The sequence below is a fragment of the Paraburkholderia sp. RCC_158 genome (assembly GCF_041355255.1).
In the GTDB taxonomy this organism is placed as follows: domain Bacteria; phylum Pseudomonadota; class Gammaproteobacteria; order Burkholderiales; family Burkholderiaceae; genus Paraburkholderia; species Paraburkholderia graminis.
The window spans coordinates 232,799-253,427 of sequence record NZ_JBFUPM010000007.1; the positions used below are offsets into that span (position 1 = coordinate 232,799).

The 20,629-nt window shown below is 63.3% G+C and carries 19 protein-coding genes; 17 read left to right on the top strand and 2 right to left on the bottom strand.

The genetic code is table 11. The features are described 5' to 3' along the window. Positions 1-598 precede the first annotated feature (598 nt). Positions 599-886, top strand: a complete 288-nt coding sequence (locus tag AB6809_RS16545) for a DUF1330 domain-containing protein (RefSeq protein ID WP_029969905.1) — start codon at positions 599-601, stop codon at positions 884-886. 59 nt (positions 887-945) lie between these two features. Here AB6809_RS16545 and AB6809_RS16550 read toward each other — a convergent pair whose 3' ends face one another. Then, positions 946-1,713, bottom strand: coding sequence for a transposase (locus AB6809_RS16550; protein WP_035570241.1), 768 nt, complete (start codon positions 1,711-1,713; stop codon positions 946-948). Between the two features lie 541 nt (positions 1,714-2,254). On the opposite strand from AB6809_RS16550, the gene AB6809_RS16555 reads away from it, so the two are divergent. The 16 genes from AB6809_RS16555 (at position 2,255) to AB6809_RS16630 (ending at position 19,196) form a co-directional block, all read left to right on the top strand. Continuing rightward, positions 2,255-3,421 carry an MFS transporter gene (locus AB6809_RS16555; protein WP_244230973.1) on the top strand — a complete coding sequence of 389 codons (1,167 nt, stop codon included), beginning with the start codon at positions 2,255-2,257 and terminating at the stop codon, positions 3,419-3,421. Positions 3,422-3,736: 315 nt separating this feature from the next. Continuing rightward, positions 3,737-4,462, top strand: coding sequence for an ABC transporter permease (locus AB6809_RS16560; RefSeq protein ID WP_029969901.1), 726 nt, complete (start codon positions 3,737-3,739; stop codon positions 4,460-4,462). Between the two features lie 2 nt (positions 4,463-4,464). Beyond that, positions 4,465-5,583, top strand: a complete 1,119-nt coding sequence (locus tag AB6809_RS16565; RefSeq protein WP_029969899.1) for an ABC transporter ATP-binding protein — start codon at positions 4,465-4,467, stop codon at positions 5,581-5,583. Continuing rightward, on the top strand, positions 5,580-6,317 hold the full coding sequence (locus AB6809_RS16570; protein WP_371026874.1) for an ABC transporter permease: 738 nt from the start codon (positions 5,580-5,582) through the stop codon (positions 6,315-6,317). The genes AB6809_RS16565 and AB6809_RS16570 overlap by 4 nt, the downstream gene beginning before the upstream one ends. 35 nt (positions 6,318-6,352) lie before the next feature. After that, positions 6,353-7,249 (top strand): glycine betaine ABC transporter substrate-binding protein, encoded by an 897-nt coding sequence (locus AB6809_RS16575; protein ID WP_006048302.1) that lies wholly within the window; start codon positions 6,353-6,355, stop codon positions 7,247-7,249. Between the two features lie 35 nt (positions 7,250-7,284). Further along, positions 7,285-8,163 (top strand): nitrilase-related carbon-nitrogen hydrolase, encoded by an 879-nt coding sequence (locus AB6809_RS16580; RefSeq protein WP_006048301.1) that lies wholly within the window; start codon positions 7,285-7,287, stop codon positions 8,161-8,163. 13 nt (positions 8,164-8,176) lie between these two features. Then, positions 8,177-9,367, top strand: coding sequence for an acyl-CoA dehydrogenase family protein (locus AB6809_RS16585; protein ID WP_029969894.1), 1,191 nt, complete (start codon positions 8,177-8,179; stop codon positions 9,365-9,367). Between the two features lie 18 nt (positions 9,368-9,385). Continuing rightward, positions 9,386-10,987 carry a class I adenylate-forming enzyme family protein gene (locus tag AB6809_RS16590; RefSeq protein WP_371026875.1) on the top strand — a complete coding sequence of 534 codons (1,602 nt, stop codon included), beginning with the start codon at positions 9,386-9,388 and terminating at the stop codon, positions 10,985-10,987. A gap of 2 nt (positions 10,988-10,989) precedes the next feature. After that, positions 10,990-11,790, top strand: a complete 801-nt coding sequence (locus AB6809_RS16595; RefSeq protein ID WP_029969891.1) for a crotonase/enoyl-CoA hydratase family protein — start codon at positions 10,990-10,992, stop codon at positions 11,788-11,790. Between the two features lie 106 nt (positions 11,791-11,896). Continuing rightward, positions 11,897-12,979: a GlxA family transcriptional regulator gene (locus AB6809_RS16600; protein WP_244230974.1), complete on the top strand. Its 1,083-nt coding sequence runs from the start codon at positions 11,897-11,899 to the stop codon at positions 12,977-12,979. A 64-nt stretch (positions 12,980-13,043) separates the two neighbouring features. Next, positions 13,044-13,445 (top strand): hypothetical protein, encoded by a 402-nt coding sequence (locus AB6809_RS16605; RefSeq protein ID WP_006048296.1) that lies wholly within the window; start codon positions 13,044-13,046, stop codon positions 13,443-13,445. Between the two features lie 140 nt (positions 13,446-13,585). Next, positions 13,586-13,966: a response regulator transcription factor gene (locus AB6809_RS16610; protein ID WP_006048295.1), complete on the top strand. Its 381-nt coding sequence runs from the start codon at positions 13,586-13,588 to the stop codon at positions 13,964-13,966. Positions 13,967-14,194: 228 nt separating this feature from the next. Continuing rightward, positions 14,195-16,396 carry a PAS domain S-box protein gene (locus AB6809_RS16615; RefSeq protein ID WP_029969887.1) on the top strand — a complete coding sequence of 734 codons (2,202 nt, stop codon included), beginning with the start codon at positions 14,195-14,197 and terminating at the stop codon, positions 16,394-16,396. Beyond that, positions 16,386-17,057, top strand: a complete 672-nt coding sequence (locus AB6809_RS16620) for a response regulator transcription factor (protein WP_006048293.1) — start codon at positions 16,386-16,388, stop codon at positions 17,055-17,057. Before AB6809_RS16615 ends, AB6809_RS16620 begins: the two co-directional genes overlap by 11 nt. 46 nt (positions 17,058-17,103) lie before the next feature. Further along, the gene (locus tag AB6809_RS16625; protein WP_029969886.1) at positions 17,104-17,781 is read left to right on the top strand and encodes a heavy metal response regulator transcription factor; all 678 of its coding nucleotides are present in this window, start codon (positions 17,104-17,106) and stop codon (positions 17,779-17,781) included. After that, positions 17,781-19,196 (top strand): heavy metal sensor histidine kinase, encoded by a 1,416-nt coding sequence (locus tag AB6809_RS16630; RefSeq protein WP_029969885.1) that lies wholly within the window; start codon positions 17,781-17,783, stop codon positions 19,194-19,196. Before AB6809_RS16625 ends, AB6809_RS16630 begins: the two co-directional genes overlap by 1 nt. Here the strand turns inward: AB6809_RS16630 and AB6809_RS16635 are convergent. Continuing rightward, positions 19,171-20,625 carry an efflux transporter outer membrane subunit gene (locus tag AB6809_RS16635; protein WP_371026876.1) on the bottom strand — a complete coding sequence of 485 codons (1,455 nt, stop codon included), beginning with the start codon at positions 20,623-20,625 and terminating at the stop codon, positions 19,171-19,173. The two genes, AB6809_RS16630 and AB6809_RS16635, sit on opposite strands and share 26 nt — an antisense overlap. Between the last annotated feature and the right edge of the window lie 4 nt (positions 20,626-20,629).

Genomic DNA, 20,629 nt, shown 5'->3' on the forward strand with positions numbered 1-20,629 from the left:
AATGGCGGCAGCTAATGGCGGACGTTAGGCACGGCGTGGACTTCGGGCACCATCGACGTAGAGTCATCGCCAACAACAACTGCGCCGGATTCCCAAACACCGGCAGTCGCGAGTTGGACATCGCTGTGGTCAAAATGTGGGTTTGCCTGCTCTCGATATCATTCGCGCATCAAACATCCGCGATGTCAGATGATGCCTTAGACCATTAGACGGCCGAATTGATCTCCTGAGCCGCCGCGGAAATTACTGTGCTTCGAAGTCCGGATTGATGTAGTCGTTATGCGAGAACTACACGCGCGGATAGAGCAAGTCGAGTACGTACGGTCGATTCAGTGTGATTGAATGTCCGTTCGACTCGGACAACAGCTGCTGCCTAGCTCAAATGCGGATGGCAGGTAAGGACCGATCTGCGTCCGACGCTAACACGCACATCGCGTAACGCCTCACCTCCTACCGCCTCACGACCACCCGTCTACGAACCCCCGGCATTCCTCCACCCCACCACCGCCACCCCACCACCCCCACCACCCCCCGAGCCCCGCCACAATTTCATGGCATCATCGTATCCGCCTCTATTCCACGCTCAGGAGCGTACGCCATGCCGACTTATATTGTCTTCACGAAGGAAAGCACGCAGGCTCAGGACGAGCTCGACATCTACCAAAGCAAGGTGGGGGAGACCTTCAAAGGTCATCCCGTGAAGATTCTGGCTGCATACGGACCTCAGCAGGTCCTCGAGGGTGACGCGCCGGAGGGCGTCGTGATTGTCGAGTTTCCGTCGACTGAGACCGCGCGTGCGTGGTACGACAGCCCTGCGTATCAGGAAGTCGCACAGCATCGATTCAAGGGCGCCAAGTATCGCGCCGTTCTAGTGGAAGGCGTGTAAGAAAGGGCGGCGACGCGCGGGGTCGTGGACCTCAGCGGGCGATCACCACAATCGCAGCCTCACGTTGGCTGCGATAGTTCGACGTTCGTTCCTCGCTCATGTTTCTTTTCATTCGTCCGATGCGCGACGGCGCGCGTCGCGCGCACCTTCGGCTGCCGGTCGCGTAGCAACAGCGGCATCAAACGCCGATTCGCGGTCTGCGCCGCCCATTCGCAGTACGCGGCGCCGCCGAGCACCCAGCCTTCGAGGGTCGACTGCATCAGGTTATCGACGTCGTGATCGTCAAGACGCTGCGCGGCCAGATTGCGGTAAGCCTCGTGGCGCTCGATCGGCGTATCGCCGAGCGCCCGGTAGACCGGATGCTCCTTGATGAACCTGTCGATGCGCAGCCCGACGTGGTGCGCATAGCTCGACCACGGGTATTGTCCTGGCTCAGCCGCAAGGCGGTTGCGCACCGGCGCATGATCGATGACGTGGCTCGCGAGCAGAAAGTATCGCTCGGGCTCGATCACTGTCGCCGAGTACCCGCCACGCCAGATCATGCCGCGGCGTCCGTGGCGTCGGTTGAAGGTCTCGGCATAGCGGCGGCTGACCGCTTGCATCGCCATCGCCAGGCTCGACTCATAGGAAGGCGTGACGAGCAGCTGTACCGCGTCGGGCATCAGGACCCACGCGTGGACGGCCAGACCGGCGACGCGCGCTGCGTCTGCGAGGCAGGCGATGAAGTACAGATAGTCGCCTTCATCCAAAAACGCGTGCCCCGTGAACCCCTGCAAGATAACGTGCTGCGGTTGTTCTGGGACGTAGTGCCGTGCAAGCCGTGTCATGCTGAATTAACCGGAAATCCGATGTGAAAAAGCGATCCGACCGGAGTCGAACGTGTGGCGGTGTGTAACTGCCTATAGGACGAAATTCTATCGGCGGTGTGCGCGCGTTACGTGGCGAACAGGCCTTTTTTCCGGCCTCTTTTCATTGATTTGCCGATCGCAGCCGGTGTCCCTTTTGTGCCACCGCGGAAGAGCGGCGCCGCGTTTCACACCGCTTGACGCTCCGGTGTTTGGACCCGAAGGCGCGCAGCGCGATGAAGCGCAAAACATAATGTCGTTATGCTGCTAACCGACGTCGCATTCGCGATATGCCGGCGAGGCGGCGGACCGCTACATTCGGAACTCGAAAGCCCCAACGTCGCTAAACGGTGCCGCGCAGGACGAACGAGACTCAGCACGAATGAAACAGGCACCGGAACCGGCTGTGTGTCAACCAACGGGCACGTCCTCTTTAACGGACTTGCTACCGCTCGCCGATTGCGGAGAAAGGGCCGCGCCCCTCGCTGCCGCTGTCGAGTCACGCGAGCCGGCCTTTGGAAGCTTGCGCTCCACCGCGGTCCTGCTTCTCGGCTACGCGATTCTCATCACCGGCAACGGCCTGCTGGGCACGCTCATCTCGCTGCGCCTCTCGCAGCAGCAGGCGCCGTCGATCGTGATGGGCGTGGTGCAGTCGGCGTATTACGTCGGCTTCCTGTTCGGCGCGCTGTACGGTGGCGCGCTCATCGCGCGGGTCGGTCATCACCGCGCATTCGTGACATTGGCTGCGTCGTCGGCATGCTGCGCGCTCGGCTATGCGGTGTGGAGCGCGGCCTCGATGTGGGTGGCCTTGCGCTTCGTAACGGGCTTCTGTCTCGTCGGCATCTTTACGATCGTCGAAAGCTGGTTGCATCAGGTCGCGACGAACGCTCAACGCGGCCGCGTATTTTCGGCTTATCTGATCACCAATTATCTCGGCGTCGGCACCGGACAGTTCCTGATCGGACTCGCGGACCCCGGCGGCTTCGAACTCTTCAGCGCGGTCGCCGCGTTGTTCGCGGCGTCCCTGATTCCCGTCGCGCTGGCAGGCACCGCGCCCGCACCCGGCCACGCGCTCGAGGCGGCCGCTGCGTCCTGCGGCTCTCGCCTCGCGCGCGGACTGTCGGGGCTGCAGACCATCTACCGTTGGGCGCCGCTCGGCGTGCTCGCGTGCCTGTCGGCGGGTGTGCTCAATAGCGCGTTCTATACGATGCAGCCGGTGTTCATGCGGCGCCTCGGCTATCCGGTGCCGGAGGTGTCGCATTTCATGGGCTTCGCGCTGCTGGCCGCGCTGGTGCCGCAATGGCCCGTCGCACGGCTCGCCGACCGCTTCGATCGGCGCAAGGTGTTGTTGTGTCTCGCGGTCATCGCCGGATTGCTGAGCGTGCTGTTGTTTCTGCTGCGCGACGGCGCTCTGGTCCGGGCCTTCGGCTACCTCTATGTCGCGGTGGCTTTTTCCATGTACGGCGTCGTGACCTCGTATGTGAACGACTGCATTCCCGCCGATCAGCGCATCGCCGTGAGCGCCGGCCTTCTGCTGATCTTCTCCGTCGGCGCGAGCGCCGGCCCGACTCTCGCTTCCGCGACGATGGCGCTCGCGGGTCCGGCGGGGCTTTATCTGTTCACCGCGCTCGTCACAGGCGCGCTTGCCACGTTCACGCTGCGCAGCGTCTGGCGCCAGCAGGGAAGGTAACGCAAAGCCGCGCCTGGTCATGGGCGACCTCGCCAACCATGCGCTTAGTTGCCCGCCGATTTGCCCGCCGCCAGCGCCTCTTCTCGCTTCTTCCTGATTCAGTCACCGCACCGACCTGTCGCTTAAAGGACGGGGATAACCCTTAGCGATGCATAGCCCGTTCCCCGTGCCGCAAGGGAAACGCACCACGGCTCAATCGCGATGTCGCTTCCGTGACAAACGACGTCGAATGCAGATGAAGGGTTCCGGGTTTTGTCCGGATATCTTTGCCCGGTGGCGAAGCACACGGACACGCAACAGCGGAACGGAGACAACGTGGATACCCTTGCTTTCATGATCGACAACCTTGCGTCGATCATCAGGCTCACCGTTGAGCACATCGAGATCGTCGGGGTGGGCGTCGGTTTTGCCATCCTCACCGGCGTGCCGCTCGGCATCGCGATCACGGCCAATGAGCGCGCCGCGAGAGTGGTGTTGTACCTCGCGGCGATCCTGATGACTATTCCGTCAGTCGCGCTATTCGGTCTGATGATTCCGGTCCTGTCGTTGATCGGCCAGGGCATCGGCTTTCTGCCGACGGTCATCGCGCTCTTCCTTTATTCGCAACTGCCGATCGTGCGCAACACGTACACGGCGATCACTAACATCGATCCGGCGCTGCGCGAAGCGGCGCGCGGCATCGGCATGACCACGCGCCAGCGTCTGTGGAAAGTCGAGATCCCGATTGCGCTGCCCATCATCATGGCGGGCGTGCGCATGGCCGTGGTGATCAATGTGGGCATTGCCGCCGTCGCCGCCTATATCGGCGCGGGCGGCCTCGGCAAGCTGATCAGTCGCGGCATCTCGCAGTCGGACCCGCGTCAGCTGATTGCCGGCGCGATTCTCGTGAGCGTTCTGGCGATCGCCGCCGACTATGGCCTCGGCTGGGTGCAGCGCCTGTTGACGCCGAAGGGCCTTCGCAGCCCGTCGCGTACCGGCAGGCTTGCAGTGCGTCTCGGCGCGTGGGCGTCGTTCCGTAAATCTCCTCATCACGCGCAATAACCATGATCAAGCTCTCCAGCATCTCGAAGCGCTATGAAGGCGCCAGCGCCCCGGTGGTCGACGGCATCGACATGGAAGTCGGCGCGGGTGAAATCTGCGTTTTGCTCGGCCCGTCGGGCTGCGGCAAGACGACCACGCTGAAAATGATCAACCGTCTGATCCAGCCGACGTCGGGAAAGATTTTCATCGACGGCCGCGATACGGACGAGTTCGAAGTCGTCGAATTGCGCCGTCAGATCGGCTATGTGATCCAGCAGATCGGGCTCTTTCCCAACATGACGGTCGAGGAAAACATCAGCGTGGTGCCGCGTCTGCTCGGCTGGGACAAGACGAAAGCGAAGCGCCGCGCGGCCGAATTGCTGGAGATCGTCGCACTCGATCCGTCGATCTATTTGTCGCGCTATCCGAAGGATCTGTCCGGCGGGCAGCAGCAGCGCGTCGGCGTCGCGCGCGCACTGGCAACCGATCCGCCCGTCATGCTGATGGACGAACCGTTCGGCGCGATCGACCCGATCAATCGGGAGCTGATCCAGGACGAGTTTCTGCGCATCCAGCAGCAGGTCAAGAAGACGATCATGTTCGTGAGCCACGACATCGACGAAGCCGTGAAGATGGCCGACCGCATCGCGATCTTTCGCGCAGGCCGGCTCGAACAGTTCGATACGCCGGACACGATTCTCGCGAGGCCCGCTAGTCCGTTCGTCGCCGGCTTCGTCGGCGCGGACCGGGCATTGAAGCGGCTGCGCCTCGTGCGTGCAAAAGATGCTTTGTCCGCCTGCGAGTGCGCCGCGCGGGTAGGCGACAGCAGCGTTCGAGCGCGGGCGCTGCTCGAGCGGCACGGCGTCGAGCAGATCGTGTTGCTCGATGCCGCAGGCAAGCCGCAGGGCTATCTCGGCGCGGCGGAACTCGCGGCAATAGACGGCACGCTGACGGCGGCGCATGCCAGGCCCATGCGCGGCGTGGCGCGCGATTGCGACGATCTGCGCAGCGTGATTTCGTCGATGTTCGCGCTCGGACAAGCATGGCTGCCCACCGTCGACGACGAGGGCCGCTTCGTCGGCTACGTGAACCAGGCGCATATCGTCGACATGTTGCGTTTGCCCGCGGAGGTCTGCGCATGAAAAACATGAGAACACTGCTTTCACGCTGCGCAGTCCTCTTCGCGTGCGCTGCGCCGCTGCAGGCCCGCGCGGAGAACTGGCACAACTGGCTCGCGTCGATCGCGCAATATCGCAGCGATATCGTCTACCAGTCCATCGCGCAGATGACGATGGTCGCCATCGCGGGCAGCCTCGCGATCGTCGTCGCAGTGCCGCTCGGCATCTATCTGAGCCGCGAGTCGGGCAAACAGGCTCGCGTCGCTCAGGCGCTGATGCAGACGCTGAACATGGGGCAGGCCGTGCCCAAACTCGCGCTGCTCGCGCTCGCCATGAGCGTGCTCGGCATTGGACGATGGCCGTCCATCTTCGCGCTGTGGGTGGCGACGTTGCTGCCCATCGTGCTCAACACGCTCGAAGGTCTGCGCGCGGTTCCGCGTGCGCTGATCGAAGCGGCCACCGGCATGGGCATGACGCCTGCGCAGGTTCTATGGCAGGTGGAATTGCCCAATGCGCTGTACGTGATCTTCGCGGGCATTCGCACCGCGCTCGCCATTACCGTCGGCACCGCGCCGCTCGCGTTTCTCGTCGGCGGCGGCGGGCTCGGTGAACTGATCTTTACCGGCATCGACATGAACGACTTTTCGATGCTGCTGGCGGGCGCTATTCCAACCGCGGTCCTCGCGGTTCTCACAGACGTGCTCGTCGGACAGATGCAGGTGCATCTCGTGTCGCGAGGCGTCGCTTCCCAACGCTAGTTCCATCCCACGCATACGCGTTTTCCGAGGAAATCATGAAGACTACTTTTTTCAAGCGGGCCTGCGCGCTCGTCGCTCTCTCTTTTGCGTCCTCGTGGGCCATCAGTTGCGCGGCGGCCAGCGTGGTGGTCGGCGGCAAGAACTTCACCGAGCAGCAACTGCTCGCCGAAATGACCACGGAGCTACTGCAGGCAAAAGGCTTCACCGTCACGAAGAAGGATGGCCTGGGCAGCGCGGTGCTGCGCTCGGCGCAAGAGAATGGACAGGTCGACGTGTACTGGGAATACACGGGCACGTCGCTCATCACGTACAACAAGATCAATGACCGCCTGTCGCCGGAAGACACCTACAGGAAGGTCAAGGAACTCGATGCAGGCAAGGGCCTGGTATGGCTCGACCCTTCGCGTGCGAACAACACGTACTCGTTCGCGATGAATCAGGACGAAGCGAAGAAGCTGGGCATCGCGACCCTGAGCGATCTTGCAAGGGCGATTAAAGCAGGCAAGACGCTGACCTTCGCGTCCAATTCGGAGTTCTATGCGCGCCCCGACGGGTTGCGTCCGCTGCAAAAGCTGTACGGCTTCGAATTTTCGCAGGACGAGGTCAAGCGGATGGACTCCGGCCTCACGTATCAGGCGCTGAAGGATCGTCAGGTGGATATCGCGCTCGTCTTCGCGACCGATGGCCGCGTGCCCGCATTCAACTTCGTCATTCTGAAGGACGACAAGGGCTTCTTTCCGTCCTACGCGCTCACGCCGGTGATCCGCAAGGCGACGCTCGACGCCAATCCGAAGCTCGGGCCGATCCTCAACTCGCTGTCCGCAAAACTCGACGCACCGACGATGGCGCGCCTGAACGCATCCGTCGACGTGCAGAAGAAATCGTTCAGCGAAGTCTCGCATGATTTCCTGAAGCAAGCCGGTCTGCTGTAACGCACGCGACCCGATCAGATCAGAGAGACGAGAACATGCCTTCGCCTTCCCCCGAAGCGCCGCGAGACGGCGCGCTAAAAGTCGCGGCCGCGCAGATCGACAGTTCGTATGGCGATCTCGACACCAACCTCGGCAAGCATCTGAGCATGATCGACGAAGCGCGCCGGCGCGGCGTCGCGATGCTGCTCTTTCCGGAATTGTCCCTATGCGGCCATAGCGCGGGCAAGGACGCGCTGCAGCTTGCAATGCGTGTCGATCACCCGGCCATTGCGGCGCTTGCGCAAGCGAGCGTTGGTCTCCATACGTCGTTTGGTTTTATCGAAGAAGCGCCTGGTGGCCAGTTCTACAACAGCCAGGCGAGCGTGACGGAAGGCGCAATCGTGCACGTGCATCGCAAGATTCAACTGGCGACCTACGGCAAGCTGCGCGATGGCCTTTATTACGCGCCGGGAGCGGATCTCGGCGCGTTCGGCATCGACCGCGACTGGCGCGTCGCCACGCCGATCTGCAACGACCTGTGGAACCCCGCGCTCGTTCACGACCTGATGTGCGACGGCGTCACGCTGCTCGCCGCGCCGATCAGTTCCGCGCGCGAAGCGGTGGGCGGCGGCTTCGACAATCCGTCCGCGTGGGAACTGAACCTGCGCTTCTATGCGGTCACGTACGGGGTCGCGGTGGTCATGGCGAATCGCATCGGCACCGAAGGCATGCTGCGTTTCTGGGGCGGCTCGCGCATTCTCGATCCGTTCGGCAACACGGTCGCGATGGGCTCGACGACCGACGAAGAACTGGTGGTCGGCGAACTCGACTATGCGGCGCTGCGCGAAGCGCGCTTCCTGCTGCCGACCGTGCGCGATGCACGCGTCTATGCGGCGCGGGGCATCCGCGCGGCTCATTCACCTGTCAATACCTGAAGCGTCGTCTGCCATGCAAGATTTTCTCCTTACCGACGAAGACCGCGCGTTTCGCGCCGAAGCGCGCGCGTTCCTGCAACGCGAACTCGCGCCGCGCGCCGCGGACATAGAAGAGCGCCGCGACTGGGACGCCGTCAAACGCGTGGTGCGCGCGCTGGGCGAAGCCGGCTATTTGCGGCTGATGTTCGCGGACCTGTATCGCGGCTCGCTGACAAAGCCCGGTCTCACGCACGCGACGATCCTCTCCGAGGAAGCGTCCGCCATCAACTATGCGTTTGAGACCACCATCGCCACCGCGCTGAGCTGCGCCTATCCGCTGCATCGTCATGCCAGCAGGGAAGTGCGCGATGCGTATCTCGAACCGATTCTGGATGGCCGCGCGATCGGCGCGATCTGCGTGACCGAGCCCGGCACGGGCAGCGATTCCGCCGACATGCAAACGCGCGTCGAATACGACGCCCGCACCGACGAATGGGTCATCAACGGCTTCAAGCGCTATATCTCGAACGCGTCGGTTGCGGACGTCTATATCGCCTACGGCATCACGCCGCGCGATGGCCTGGAACGGCCGGGCATCACCGCTGTGGCCGTGCCCAAAGACGCGCGCGGCATCAGCTTTCCGCGCAACTATACGTTCATGGGCAGGCACGGCTGCATCGTCGGCGAAGTGAAGTTCGACGATTGCCGGGTCGGCGCGGATCACCTGTTGGGCGTGGCCGGCGAGGGCTTCGCAATCATGCGCGGCATGTTCAACTTCGAGCGCGCGATTCTGGGCGGCTCGGGCCTCGGCGTCGCGCGCAGTGCGTTCGACATCGCCCGATCGCATGCGCAAAGCCGCAGGACGTTCGGGCAGCTCCTCGGCTGCAAGCAACTGATCTGGGACAAGATCGCGCAGATGAGCTGGCGGATCGACGCCGCCGAACTCCTCACGTACCGCGCCACGAAGATGTACGACGCGGGCGCCGACGGCAAGGCGCTGATGAAGGAAGCGGCCATGGCCAAGCTCGTCGCGACAGAGACAGCGAATTTCTGTGTCAACGAAACCGTGCAGATATTGGGTGGCGACGGCCTTACCAAAGAATGCGGCCGGGCCGAACAGCTCTATCGCGACGCGCGCGCGCTGACGATTGTCGGCGGAACGTCGGAAATGGCGAAATACCTGATCGCCTCGCGCGATCTGCCCGATCTGAAGATCAACCTCTGAGCGCACTCCATTTCCATCATGCTGACCATTACCTCGCTGTTCGAAAACACGGTTGCGAAGTACCCCGACCGTCTCGCGCTGGTCTGCGCCGACGCGCGCTTGACCTACGCGCAATGGGACGTGCGCGTACGCGGACTCGCGCAGGCGCTGTTCGATCTGGGCGTGCGGCAAACGGATCGCGTAGCCATCTTCCAGAAGACATCGGATGCAACGGCCACCGCGTATCTCGCCTGTCAGTTACTCGGCGCGATTGCAGTTCCAATGAACTACCGGATGTCCGCGAACGACGCGGCGTTCATCATCCGCGATGCCGGCGCGCGGGCGCTGATTTACGACGATTCGATGCAGGCCGTCGCAGCGAAGGTCGAACAGGGCTTGCCCGATCTGCGCATCTATGTGCGTGTGACAGGACACGGCGGCCACGGCGATGAAGTTCCCGGCGACGGCGATGCGCCATCGCATCATCACGACTTCGATTCGCTGATAGACGGCACGCGTCATCGCGATGCGCCGCTGCCTCCCGTCACGCCCGAGGACATCTCGGCGCTGGTGTACACGTCCGGCACGACGGGGCGCCCGAAAGGCGCGATCCACACGCATGGCAACGACGTCGCGATCGCCACGAACTGCGTGATGGAGTACAGCCTGACGAGCACCGATTCGGCGCTTCATATCGCGCCGCTGTACCACGTCGGCGGCATGCAGGCGTATTTCATGCCGCACCTGATGGTCGGTGCGGCCAACATCGTTCTGCCGCGCTACGATCCCGAGCGCACGCTCGCCGCGATCGGCGAACATCGCATTACGACGCTCTTTGCCGTGCCGACGCAGATCCAGGACATGCTGTTCCATCCATCGTTCGCGCGGACCGATCACAGCAGCCTGCGGATGATCACCACGGGCGGCGCGGCCATTCCCGCCGCAGCGATGCAACGCGTCATCGACGAGTTCTGTCCGAATGTCTACAACGGCTACGGCATGACCGAAGCGAGCCTGACGCTGCTGCTGCATCCACGCGATGCACTGTCGCGCCTCGGGTCGTGCGGCAAGCCGACGCTGATCAGCACCTGCCGCGTCGTGACGAACGATGCGGAGCGCGCCGTGCCATCCACGGAAAGCGTGGCTCCTGGCGAAGTCGGTCAACTGATCGTACGCGGCCCGCAACTGGCGCGCGCGTACTGGAACAATCCCGTCGAAACGGCAAAGAAGTTTCGCGACGGCTGGCTCTATACGGGCGATCTCTTTAGCGTCGACGCAGGCGGCTATTTCCACTTTCACGGCCGCGCCGACGACATGATTGTCTCGGGCGGCGAAAACATCTATCCGCGGGAAGTCGAAGAGGTGCTGTATCACTGCCCCGGCGTGCAGGAGGCCGCGGTGATCGGCGTGCCCGATCCGAAGTGGGGCCAGGCGGTCACGGCGTTTGTCGTGCGCAGCGACGCACAGTTGACGGAGGACACCGTCATTGCGTTTTGCAAGGCGAGCGACGACCTCGCGCCATACAAGCGGCCCAAGAAAATACTGTTCGTGGAGCGCTTGCCGCTGAACCCGAGCGGCAAGGTGCTGCGCCGCGAACTGGCCGCATCGGTCGCCGAAGAACTTCTGCGCACGGGAACCTGAACATGAACGAACCGGTACTTTATGAACTGGACGGTGGCGTCGCCACGATCACGCTGAACCGTCCGGCAACGCGCAACGCACTCACCGAAATGGAAGTGGTCGACGCGCTGGTAGCGAGCCTCGCGCGCGCGCAAGCCGATCTGAGCGTCCGCGCAATCGTGCTGACGGGCGCGGGCCCCGCCTTCTCGTCGGGCGGCAACATCAAACACATGCGCGACGAACTCGGCACGTTCGCCGGCAACGCGGCACGAATACGCGAGAACTATCGGCGCGGCATTCAACGCATTCCGCGCGCGTTTCATGAACTGGACGTGCCTTGCATCGCCGCGGTGAACGGACCCGCGCATGGCGCGGGCTGCGATCTCGCGCTGATGTGCGATATCCGTATCGCCGCAGAAAGCGCGCTGTTCGCGGAGAGCTTCGCCAAGGTCGGCATCATTCCTGGCGACGGCGGCGCGTGGCTGCTGCCGCGTGCAATCGGTCTTTCGCGCGCCGCGGAAATGATTTTCACGGGCACGCCTATCGATGCCCAATGCGCGCTCGCGTGGGGGCTCGTCTCGCGGGTGGTGCCGGACGCGGAACTGCTGTCCGCGGCGAAGGAACTGGCGGCGCGAATCGCCGTCAATCCGCCCAACGTGCTGCGCATGAGCAAGCGCCTGATCCGCGAAGGACAGCGGATGGACCTGCCGAGCCTGCTGGAACTCTCGGCGGCTTTTCAGGGCATCGCGCATCGCACGGAGGATCATCGCGAGGCGCTCGCCGCGACTTTCGAAAAGCGTCCGCCGAATTACACCGGCGATTGAGGCGGGCCCGATAGCGCTTGCGCGCTCATGCGGCGATGGACCGGCGCGGCCCGATATGCGACAGTTTCCTCACCTTGGCCAATCCAGCATGGACATGCGCAGGAAAATGAACGATGAGGGTCCGCAACCGGCTTCCGCCCGCAGTCAAAAGTGGCCACGGGCGGAGGAGGGCGCACTGGCCGCCGCACTCGCCGCCGCGCCCACGGAAAGCACGGCGGATTCGAGCCGGGAGCGACGGCCCGACACGGAACGCATCGGCTTTTTCCTCGTACCCAACTTCTCGATGATGGCGCTCAGCTCCGCGAGCGAGCCGCTGCGCGCGGCTAACCGGGTGAGCGGCAAGCCGCTGTATAGCTGGCATCTCATCAGCGCCGACGGCGAGCCCGTGTCGTCGAGTTCCGGATTTTCGCTGCAGCCTGAATCCGCAATGACGTCGTCGATTGCCGTGGACCAGTTGTTCGTGGTGGCGAGCATCGGTGTGGAGAACTACCGCAACGAGCGGGTGTTCGACTTTTTGCGCCGCTATGCCGCGACAGGCAAACCGCTCGGCGGCGTGAGCCTCGGCACGATGATCCTCGCGCGCGCCGGGCTGCTCGACAAGCGGCGTTGCACGATTCATTGGGAAGCGTTGAAGGCGCTCGCCGACGAGTTTCCTTCGCTCGCGGTCACGCGCGACCTCTATTGCATCGACGGCGACCGGCTGACATGCGGCGGCGGCACCGCGGCGATCGATCTGATGCTGGACGTGATCGCGCGCGCGCATAACCACCGGCTTGCCGCCGATGTCGCCGATCAGTTCCTGCATACGCGGATTCGCGCGTCGCAGGAAAGCCAGAAAATGGCGATCCAGTGGCGCTACGGTATCGAGGATCGGCGCATCGTCAATGCGATCACGCTGATGGAGCAGAACATAGAGCGCCCCGTTCCTGTGCAGACACTCGCCTCGCTGGTCGGTATCTCGCCTCGCCAGTTCGAGCGCATGTGGCTCAAGCATTTCGACATGGGACCGTCGCAGTTCTATCTGGGCGTGCGCCTGAAGGCGGCGCAAAAGCTCCTGCATGAATCGACCGCTTCGATCTTCGACATTGCGATGCAGTGCGGGTTTGCCAGCGCTTCGCATCTGGGGCGGTGTTATCGGAAGGTCTTTGACGTTACGCCGGGACAGGAACGTAACGTCAAGGGGAAGTGAAGCTGCCGTTGCGAGTGTAGTATTCCACAGTATATCGGCGTCGGCCGTGACAAGGGCATCGATCATGTCAAGCGAGTGGAAGCGCCGCATCAGGCTGTTTATCCAGCGTTTCTGGCAGCCCACAAGCGCATGCATGACGTGCATGCCGGGTAGCTGGGGCAACATCATGAGCCTTGTCCACTGGACGATTGCATTCCGGACCGGTTTGCTCACCGGGCTCCTGGCCATACTTCTGACTTTCACACCTGCAGCGAAACTCTACGGGCATCGTTACGGCAATGCGCTTGTCGTCGGCGTGCTGACAACGATAGGCGACGCCTACTCGCACGCGAGTCACTACCCAATCCCCTACGTCGAGCACATCCTGACGGGGGCTATTTCAGGTCTTCTGGCGCTGGTTGCGTCATATCTTTTCGAAGACCGCGCGCGTCGTGTGCGGCAGGTGTGGGCGCGGCTTTTCGGGTAGCAACGCCGACTCCACGCACCCAACCTATACACACATATAATTTTCCCGGCAGGCTTTTCTCCCTAAGATGGGAACACCTGAACGGCGGGCGAAGCAACAGCGTGCCGCCGTAATCGCATGTATGGCAGAGGATCAGTCGCTTGCATTCCCATCCGATAGCTTCGATTATCGACGACGACGAATCCGTCCGTATCGCCACATCGAGTCTGGTTCGTTCGCTGGGTTGGGACGTGCGGCTCTATGCGTCGGCCGAAGATTTTCTCGCCTCCGGCCAGATCGCGGATGTCGCGTGCGTCATCTCCGATGTCCAGATGCCGGGCATGAGCGGGCTTCAGTTGCAACGCCGTCTGATCGACGACGGAATCACGCTGCCGGTCATCTTTATCTCCGCGTTCGCATCGGACGCGGTGCGCCGCCAGGCGTTGGACGATGGCGCGCTGTGCGTGCTGAGCAAACCTGTCGATGGCGCGGCCATATTGCGTTGCCTCGAAACGCTGCAGGCGGAACGCGGCGAGCCTTGATTAAGGCTTCGTCGCAAAGGGACTTAACGGTTGGATACCGAAAAACTCAGATAAGATAACTGCCGGATTAAATGGGTCGGCGTCCCGCGTGTCTGACTTCGATGCGCCGTTATGGCGGCGCGAGACAGGGTCCCCGGTACTCGTCAACGAACGTTTACCTCGAATGCCTATGCCAGCATCGCCTCGTTTCGTCTCCCTCCTTCTCGCGCGGCGCGCTCAATCGCCGACATGATATTCCGCTCACACGCCGACGAACCGATGCGGCATGACCCACGCGTGTTGTCCGTTCTCGCGGCGGCAGTCGCGCTCGTCGTATTCCTGATCGACGCATTCACGCCACTCGATATTGCGATCGCCGTGCTGTACGTGGTCGTGGTGTTGCTCGTCGCGTCGACGAGTTCGCGGCCCGCTGCGATTCTCACGTCATGGGGTTGCGTGGCGCTCACGGTGATCGCCTTTGCAATGTCCCACGACGAGCACTACTCGGGCGGCCCGGTCGCGCGCTGTCTCGTGAGCCTGCTCGCGATCGCGACGGCGTCGGTGCTCGCGCTGCGCAATCAGAAGAGCACGGCGACGCTGCAGGAGCAGTTGCAGTTACTCGATCTGACGCATGACGCGATTGTCGTGTACGACATGAACGATCTGATCACGTTCTGGAATCAGGGCGCGGAACAACTCTATGGATGGACTACGCAACAGGCGATCGGTCAGCCGGTGCATGAGCTGACGCAAACGCGCTCGTCGGTCTCGCTCGACGAAATTCGCCGCGAGTTGTTGCGTTCCGGGCGCTGGCAAGGCGAACTGCAGCATGTGCGCAATGACGGCACAACGGTCGTCATTTCGAGCCGCTGGGCGCTGTGGCGCGATGCGAAAGGCAAGCCGCGCGCCGTGCTCGCCACCAACAACGACATTACCGTCCGCAAGCAGATGGAAGGCGAGTTGCGGCGCCAGAAGGACGAATTGCGCGCGACCATCGACGCGATTCCAGGCATGGTCTGGAGTTCGTCGAGCGATGGGCGGCTCGTCTTCATCAACCGTCGCTGGAACGAACTGGGCGTGACGTGCGTGGAGAACGACGGCGACATCTGGCGCTCGATCGTTCATCCCGACGACTGCGGCGCGATGCAGCACGCCTGGCACGAAGCCATTGCAACGGGCGCGCCGTTCGAAAGCGTGTCCCGCATCCGGCACAGCGATGGCGTCTACCGGTGGATGCATATCGGCGCGGAACCGCTGCGCGATAGCGCCGGCAAGATTTTGCGCTGGTATGGCGTGAACACCGATATCGAAGAACGCAAACAGGCCGAGCAGGCGCTCGCGCGCAGCGAGGCGTTTCTGTCCGACGCGCAGCGTTTGAGCCGCACCGGCAGCATCGCGACGAAACTGCCCGGCGGCGAGATGTGGTGGTCCGACGAAACGTATCGGATCTTCGACTATTCGAAAGACGTCGCGCCCAGCTTCCAATTGATCCTCGCGCGCGCGCATCCGGAAGACATCGCGCTGATGAGGCAGGCTTATCAGCAGAGTCTCGCGGGCGTGCCGTTGATTGATCTCGAACATCGCCTCGCGATGCCCGATGGAAGCGTCAAACATGTGCACTACGTCGCGCGTCTCGCCGCACCGCAATCGGCGAATCCCGAATACGTCGGCGCGCTGATGGACGTGACCGAACGGCGGGCGGCGCAGGAAGCGCTCGACCGCTCGACGGCCGAACTCGCGCACGTCACGCGTGTGACGATGCTCGGCGAACTGGCCGCGTCGATCGCGCACGAGGTCACGCAGCCGCTTGCGGCGATCGCCACGTGCGGCGACGCCGCGCTGCGCTGGCTGAACCGTCCGCAGCCCGATCTGAAGGAAGTCGGCCAGTCGATTAACCAGATGATTCACGACGCGCGGCGCGCGAGCGATGTGATCCGCCAGATACGGTCGATGGCGCAAAAGCGCGATCCTAGCCACGCGGTGCTCGATCTGAACGCTATAGTGAGAGAATCCATCGAACTCGTGCGGCGTGAGCTGGATGCGCACCGCGTCGAAGTGGATGCCGATTACGCGAGTCCCCCGCCGTCGGTCTGCGCCGACCGCGTGCAGTTGCAGCAGGTCGTGATCAACCTCGTGATGAACGGCGTGCAGGCCATGTCGGGCATCACGGCCCGGCCGCGGGAATTGCGGATTCGCACGCGCTCTTTCGACGCGCGGCACGCATTGGTGGTCGTGGAAGACTCCGGCACGGGCATCAGCGAAGAGAACGCCGGGCGGCTTTTCAACGCATTTTTCACGACGAAGGCGGAAGGCATGGGAATGGGACTGTCGATCTGCCGCTCGATTGTCGAGGCGCACGGCGGCCGGATCTGGGCGGAATCTCAAGGGGGAAAGGGTGCCGTGATGCAGTTCGTTCTGCCGCTCGATGAGGCAAAGCGCAATGAGCACTGAACCGGTCAACGCGACTAGCGCGATGGTTTATGTCGTCGACGACGACGCGTCGATGCGCGAAGCCGTCAGCATGTTGCTGCGCTCCGTCGGCTTGCGCGTTGAACTGTTCGCGTCCGCGCAGGAATTCCTTGCGTTCCCGAGACCGGACGTGCCGAGCTGTCTGATTCTCGATGTACGGCTCAAAGGGCAAAGCGGCCTCGCCGTGCAGGAACAGATTGCCGCGGGCGAATTGCGCGTGCCGATTATCTTCATGACCGCGCACGGCGATATCGCGATGTCGGTCAAGGCAATGAAGGCCGGCGCAATGGACTTTCTCGCCAAGCCGTTTCGCGATCAGGACATGCTGGACGCCGTGGCGAGTGCGCTCGGCAAGGACGAGGAACGGCGCGAAGCGGACCGCTCGGTCGCGGACCTGCGCCGCCGCTACGCATCGCTCACGCCGCGCGAGCGCGAAGTGATGGCCTTCGTCGCGAGCGGCCTGATGAACAAGCAGATTGCCGCCGAAATGAACCTGAGTGAGATCACCGTCAAGATTCACCGCGGTCAGGCGATGAAGAAGATGGAGTCGCGCTCGCTTGCCGATTTCGTGCTGAAGGCCGAAGCGCTCGGCGTCAAACCGCCACAAGGCACGACTACGCCACCGCGCATTCAGCGCGGTTAAAGCGCGTCCAAGTGCGTTGAAGTGCGTTAAAGCGCCGGAGGCTGTCATGCGAATACTGATTATCGAAGACGAACCGAAAACGGGCGCCTACCTGAAAAAGGGCCTTGAAGAATCGGGCTATTCCGTCGACGTCGCCAACGACGGCGCCGATGGTCTGCTGCTCGCGCAGGAGCAGGACTACGACGTGATCGTGCTCGACGTGATGCTGCCGACCATGGACGGCTGGGCCGTGCTGAAAGTCCTGCGCGCCACGCGCACCACGCCGGTGCTGTTCCTCACCGCGCGCGACGACGTGAGCGACCGCGTGCGCGGTCTCGAACTCGGCGGCGACGACTATCTCGTCAAGCCGTTCGCGTTCGTCGAACTGCTCGCACGCGTGCGCACGCTGGCGCGGCGCGGCCCGCCGCGCGAAAGCGAACTGCTGAAAGTGGGCGATCTGGAAATCGACGTGAACCGTCGGCGCGTGCGCCGCGGCAACACGCGCATCGATCTGACGCCGCGTGAATTCTCGCTGCTGCAACTGCTCGCGCGCCGTCAGGGCGAAGTGCTGAGCCGCACGCAGATCGCGTCGTATGTGTGGGACATGAACTTCGACAGCGACACGAACGTAGTCGAAGTGGCGATTCGCCGGCTGCGCGCGAAGATCGACGACGACTTCCCGATCAAGCTGATACAAACGGTGCGCGGCGTCGGCTACGTGATCGAATTGAAAGAGACCGATTGATGGCGGCGCGCTCGCTGACCACCACGCTTGCGCTTGCCTTCGCTGGAACGACGTTGATGGTGTTTGCGCTGGTCGGCAGCGTGTTGTATTTCGCGCTCGACCGCGAGGTCAAGCAGCAGGACGATCTCGACATCGTGCTGATCGCGCGCCATACGCGGCGTCTCGCGCAGGAAATCGCGACGCTTGCCGATTTGCGCGCCCATGAAGACCGGCTGACGAGCCAGGTGCTGGGCAATCTCGCGATGTCGATGGAAGTGCGCGGCCCCGACCGCAAGCTCGTGTTCGAGCACAACACGGCGGGCATCGCCGATCCGGCCGTGCCGTCGCCGACCCTGGCGAATCCGCTTGGCGCGTCGCAGCGTATCGCTGAGACCAGCATCGTGGAATGGCACAACGCGCGCGGCGTGCCTGTGCGCGGGCTCGCAGCGGATGCGGTGCTGGGCGACGGCACGCCCGTCACGCTGGTCATCGCGCGCAATATGACGGACCGCTGGCGTCTGCTCGATTACTATCGCGAGCGTCTTTATGGCGCGGGCCTGGCCGGCATGCTGCTCGCGTTCCTGATGAGCTGGATGCTGGTGCGCGAGTCGCTGAAGCCTTTGCGCGAGATGGCGGGCAAGGCCGCGACGATCACCGTCGACAAGCTCGACACGCGCATAAAAGTCGATAACGTACCGAGCGAACTCGCCACGCTGGTCGTCTCGCTGAACGCGATGCTCGACCGGCTGCATGGCGGCTTTCAACGCATGTCGCAATACACGGCCGATCTCGCGCACGATTTGCGCACGCCGCTCGGCAATCTGCGCGGCTCGACCGAAGTCGCGCTCGCACGTCCGCGCTCCGCCGACGAATATCAGTCGCTGCTCGCATCGAATCTCGAGGAATGCGAGCGGATCTCGCGCATGATCGAAAGCGTGCTGTTTCTCGCGCGCGCCGAGCATCCGCAGTTCGTCACGACGTTGAGCGAACTGGATGCCGCGAAGGAACTCGCGCGCATCGCCGAATACTTCGAAGGCGTCGCCGACGATGCCGGCGTGCATCTGCAAGTGACGGGCGGCGGCCGCGTCCATGCCGACGCCGAGTTGTTCCGCCGCGCGGTCAGCAATCTGCTCGCCAACGCGATCCGCTATACGCCGCGTAACGGCACGATCACACTCGACGCGCAGGATACGCCGCACGGCTTGCGCGTGACCGTCGCGAATCAGGGTGCGCCGATCGACCCTTCGTTGCTCGAACGCATCTTCGACCGTTTCTATCGCGTCGATCCTTCGCGCAAGAGCGATCCCGAGTCGACGGGTTCGACGGGACTCGGGCTCGCCATCGTGCGCACGATCATGGAGTTACATGGCGGCTCGGCGCACGCCGAAAGCGACGCACAGAGCACGCGCTTCATTCTGACCTTTGCGCATCGGTAAGCGTCGCGCGATCCCAGCCGCCGCCTAGCGCCTTCAACAACTGCACGCTCGCATCGACGCGGCGCGCGTCGATCTGCTCGGCCGTGCGCTCGTTGGTGAGCGCGATGGTCTGCGCCGTGACGACATCCAGATAGCTGACGGCGCCCGCCTGATAACGGTTCGTCGTGAGCTTCAGCGCGAGTTCCGCCGCTGATGTCGCACGCTGCTCGCTATCCGCTTCACTGGCGAGCGTGGTGAGCGCGGAGAGGTTGTCCTCGACCTGTTGAAACGCAACCAGCACCGTTTGACGGTAATCGGCGACCGCGCCGTCGTACTGTGCGTTCGCGCCTTTGAGCGCGGCATCGCGGCGGCCGCCGTCGACTAGCGTGCCGGCGAGTTGCGAGCCGATCGACCAGAAGAGGCTCGGCGCGGTAAGCCACGGCGCGAAGAACGTGCTTTCGAGTCCCGCTGTGGCCGAAAGCGTCAGGTCCGGATAGAAGGCCGCATGCGCCTCGCCGATCTGCGCATTGGCCGCGGCGACGCGCCGCTCGGCGGCGGCGATGTCGGGTCTGCGTTCGAGCAATTGCGACGGCAGGCCCGCAGGAATCTGCGGCAGCGCGATGTCGCGCACCTGTTGCGGCAGCGCGAACGACGAAGCGGGCACGCCGATCAGCGTCGCAATCGCGTGTTGCAACTGCGCGCGTTGCACGTCGATATCGCTGTCCATCGTGCGCGTGCTTTCGAGTTGGGTCTGAGCTTGCGCGACGGCGGAGGCGTCGATGGCTCCGTCGTTCAACTGCTGCTGCACGATCTTCAATGCAGCGGTGTACGCCGTGACGGAATCGTCCAGCAGTTTCTTTTGCCGGTCGAGCGAGCGCAGATCGAAGTAGTCGAGCGCGAGATCGCTTGCGATGGAGAGGCGCACCGATTCCAGATCAGCCTCGCTTGCCTGCGCATTGTCGCGTGCGTTGACCGTTGCATCCTTCACGCGGCCGAACAGGTCCGGCTCCCAGATCGCCGACACGCCCACCGAATAATCGGGCACCGTCTTGCCCGCGAGCGAATGGCCGAGGACGTTCTGCGACAAACGCGCGCGCGATTGCGCGGCGCCGGCGGTGATCGTCGGCGCATAGCCTGCGCGTTGATAGTCGACCATCGCGCGCGCTGCCTGCAACTGCGCCACTGCCTTGGCCACAGTCTGATTGGACACATCGACGCGCGCTTCGAGACGGTTCAGTTCGTCGTCGTTGAAGAGCGTCCACCAGGGGCCGCGCGGCTGTGCATCGGCCGGAGCCGCGACAGCCCAGCCGGGCGCGGCCGTGCCTGCATAGTGATCGGGCACATCGACAGAGGGATGCGTATAAGAAGGCAGCGTCGAGCACGCAGTCAGCGCGCACGCAACGCCGATTGCAAGGTGCCTGCGAATGGATGCTACGGGTACGTTGAGCATGATC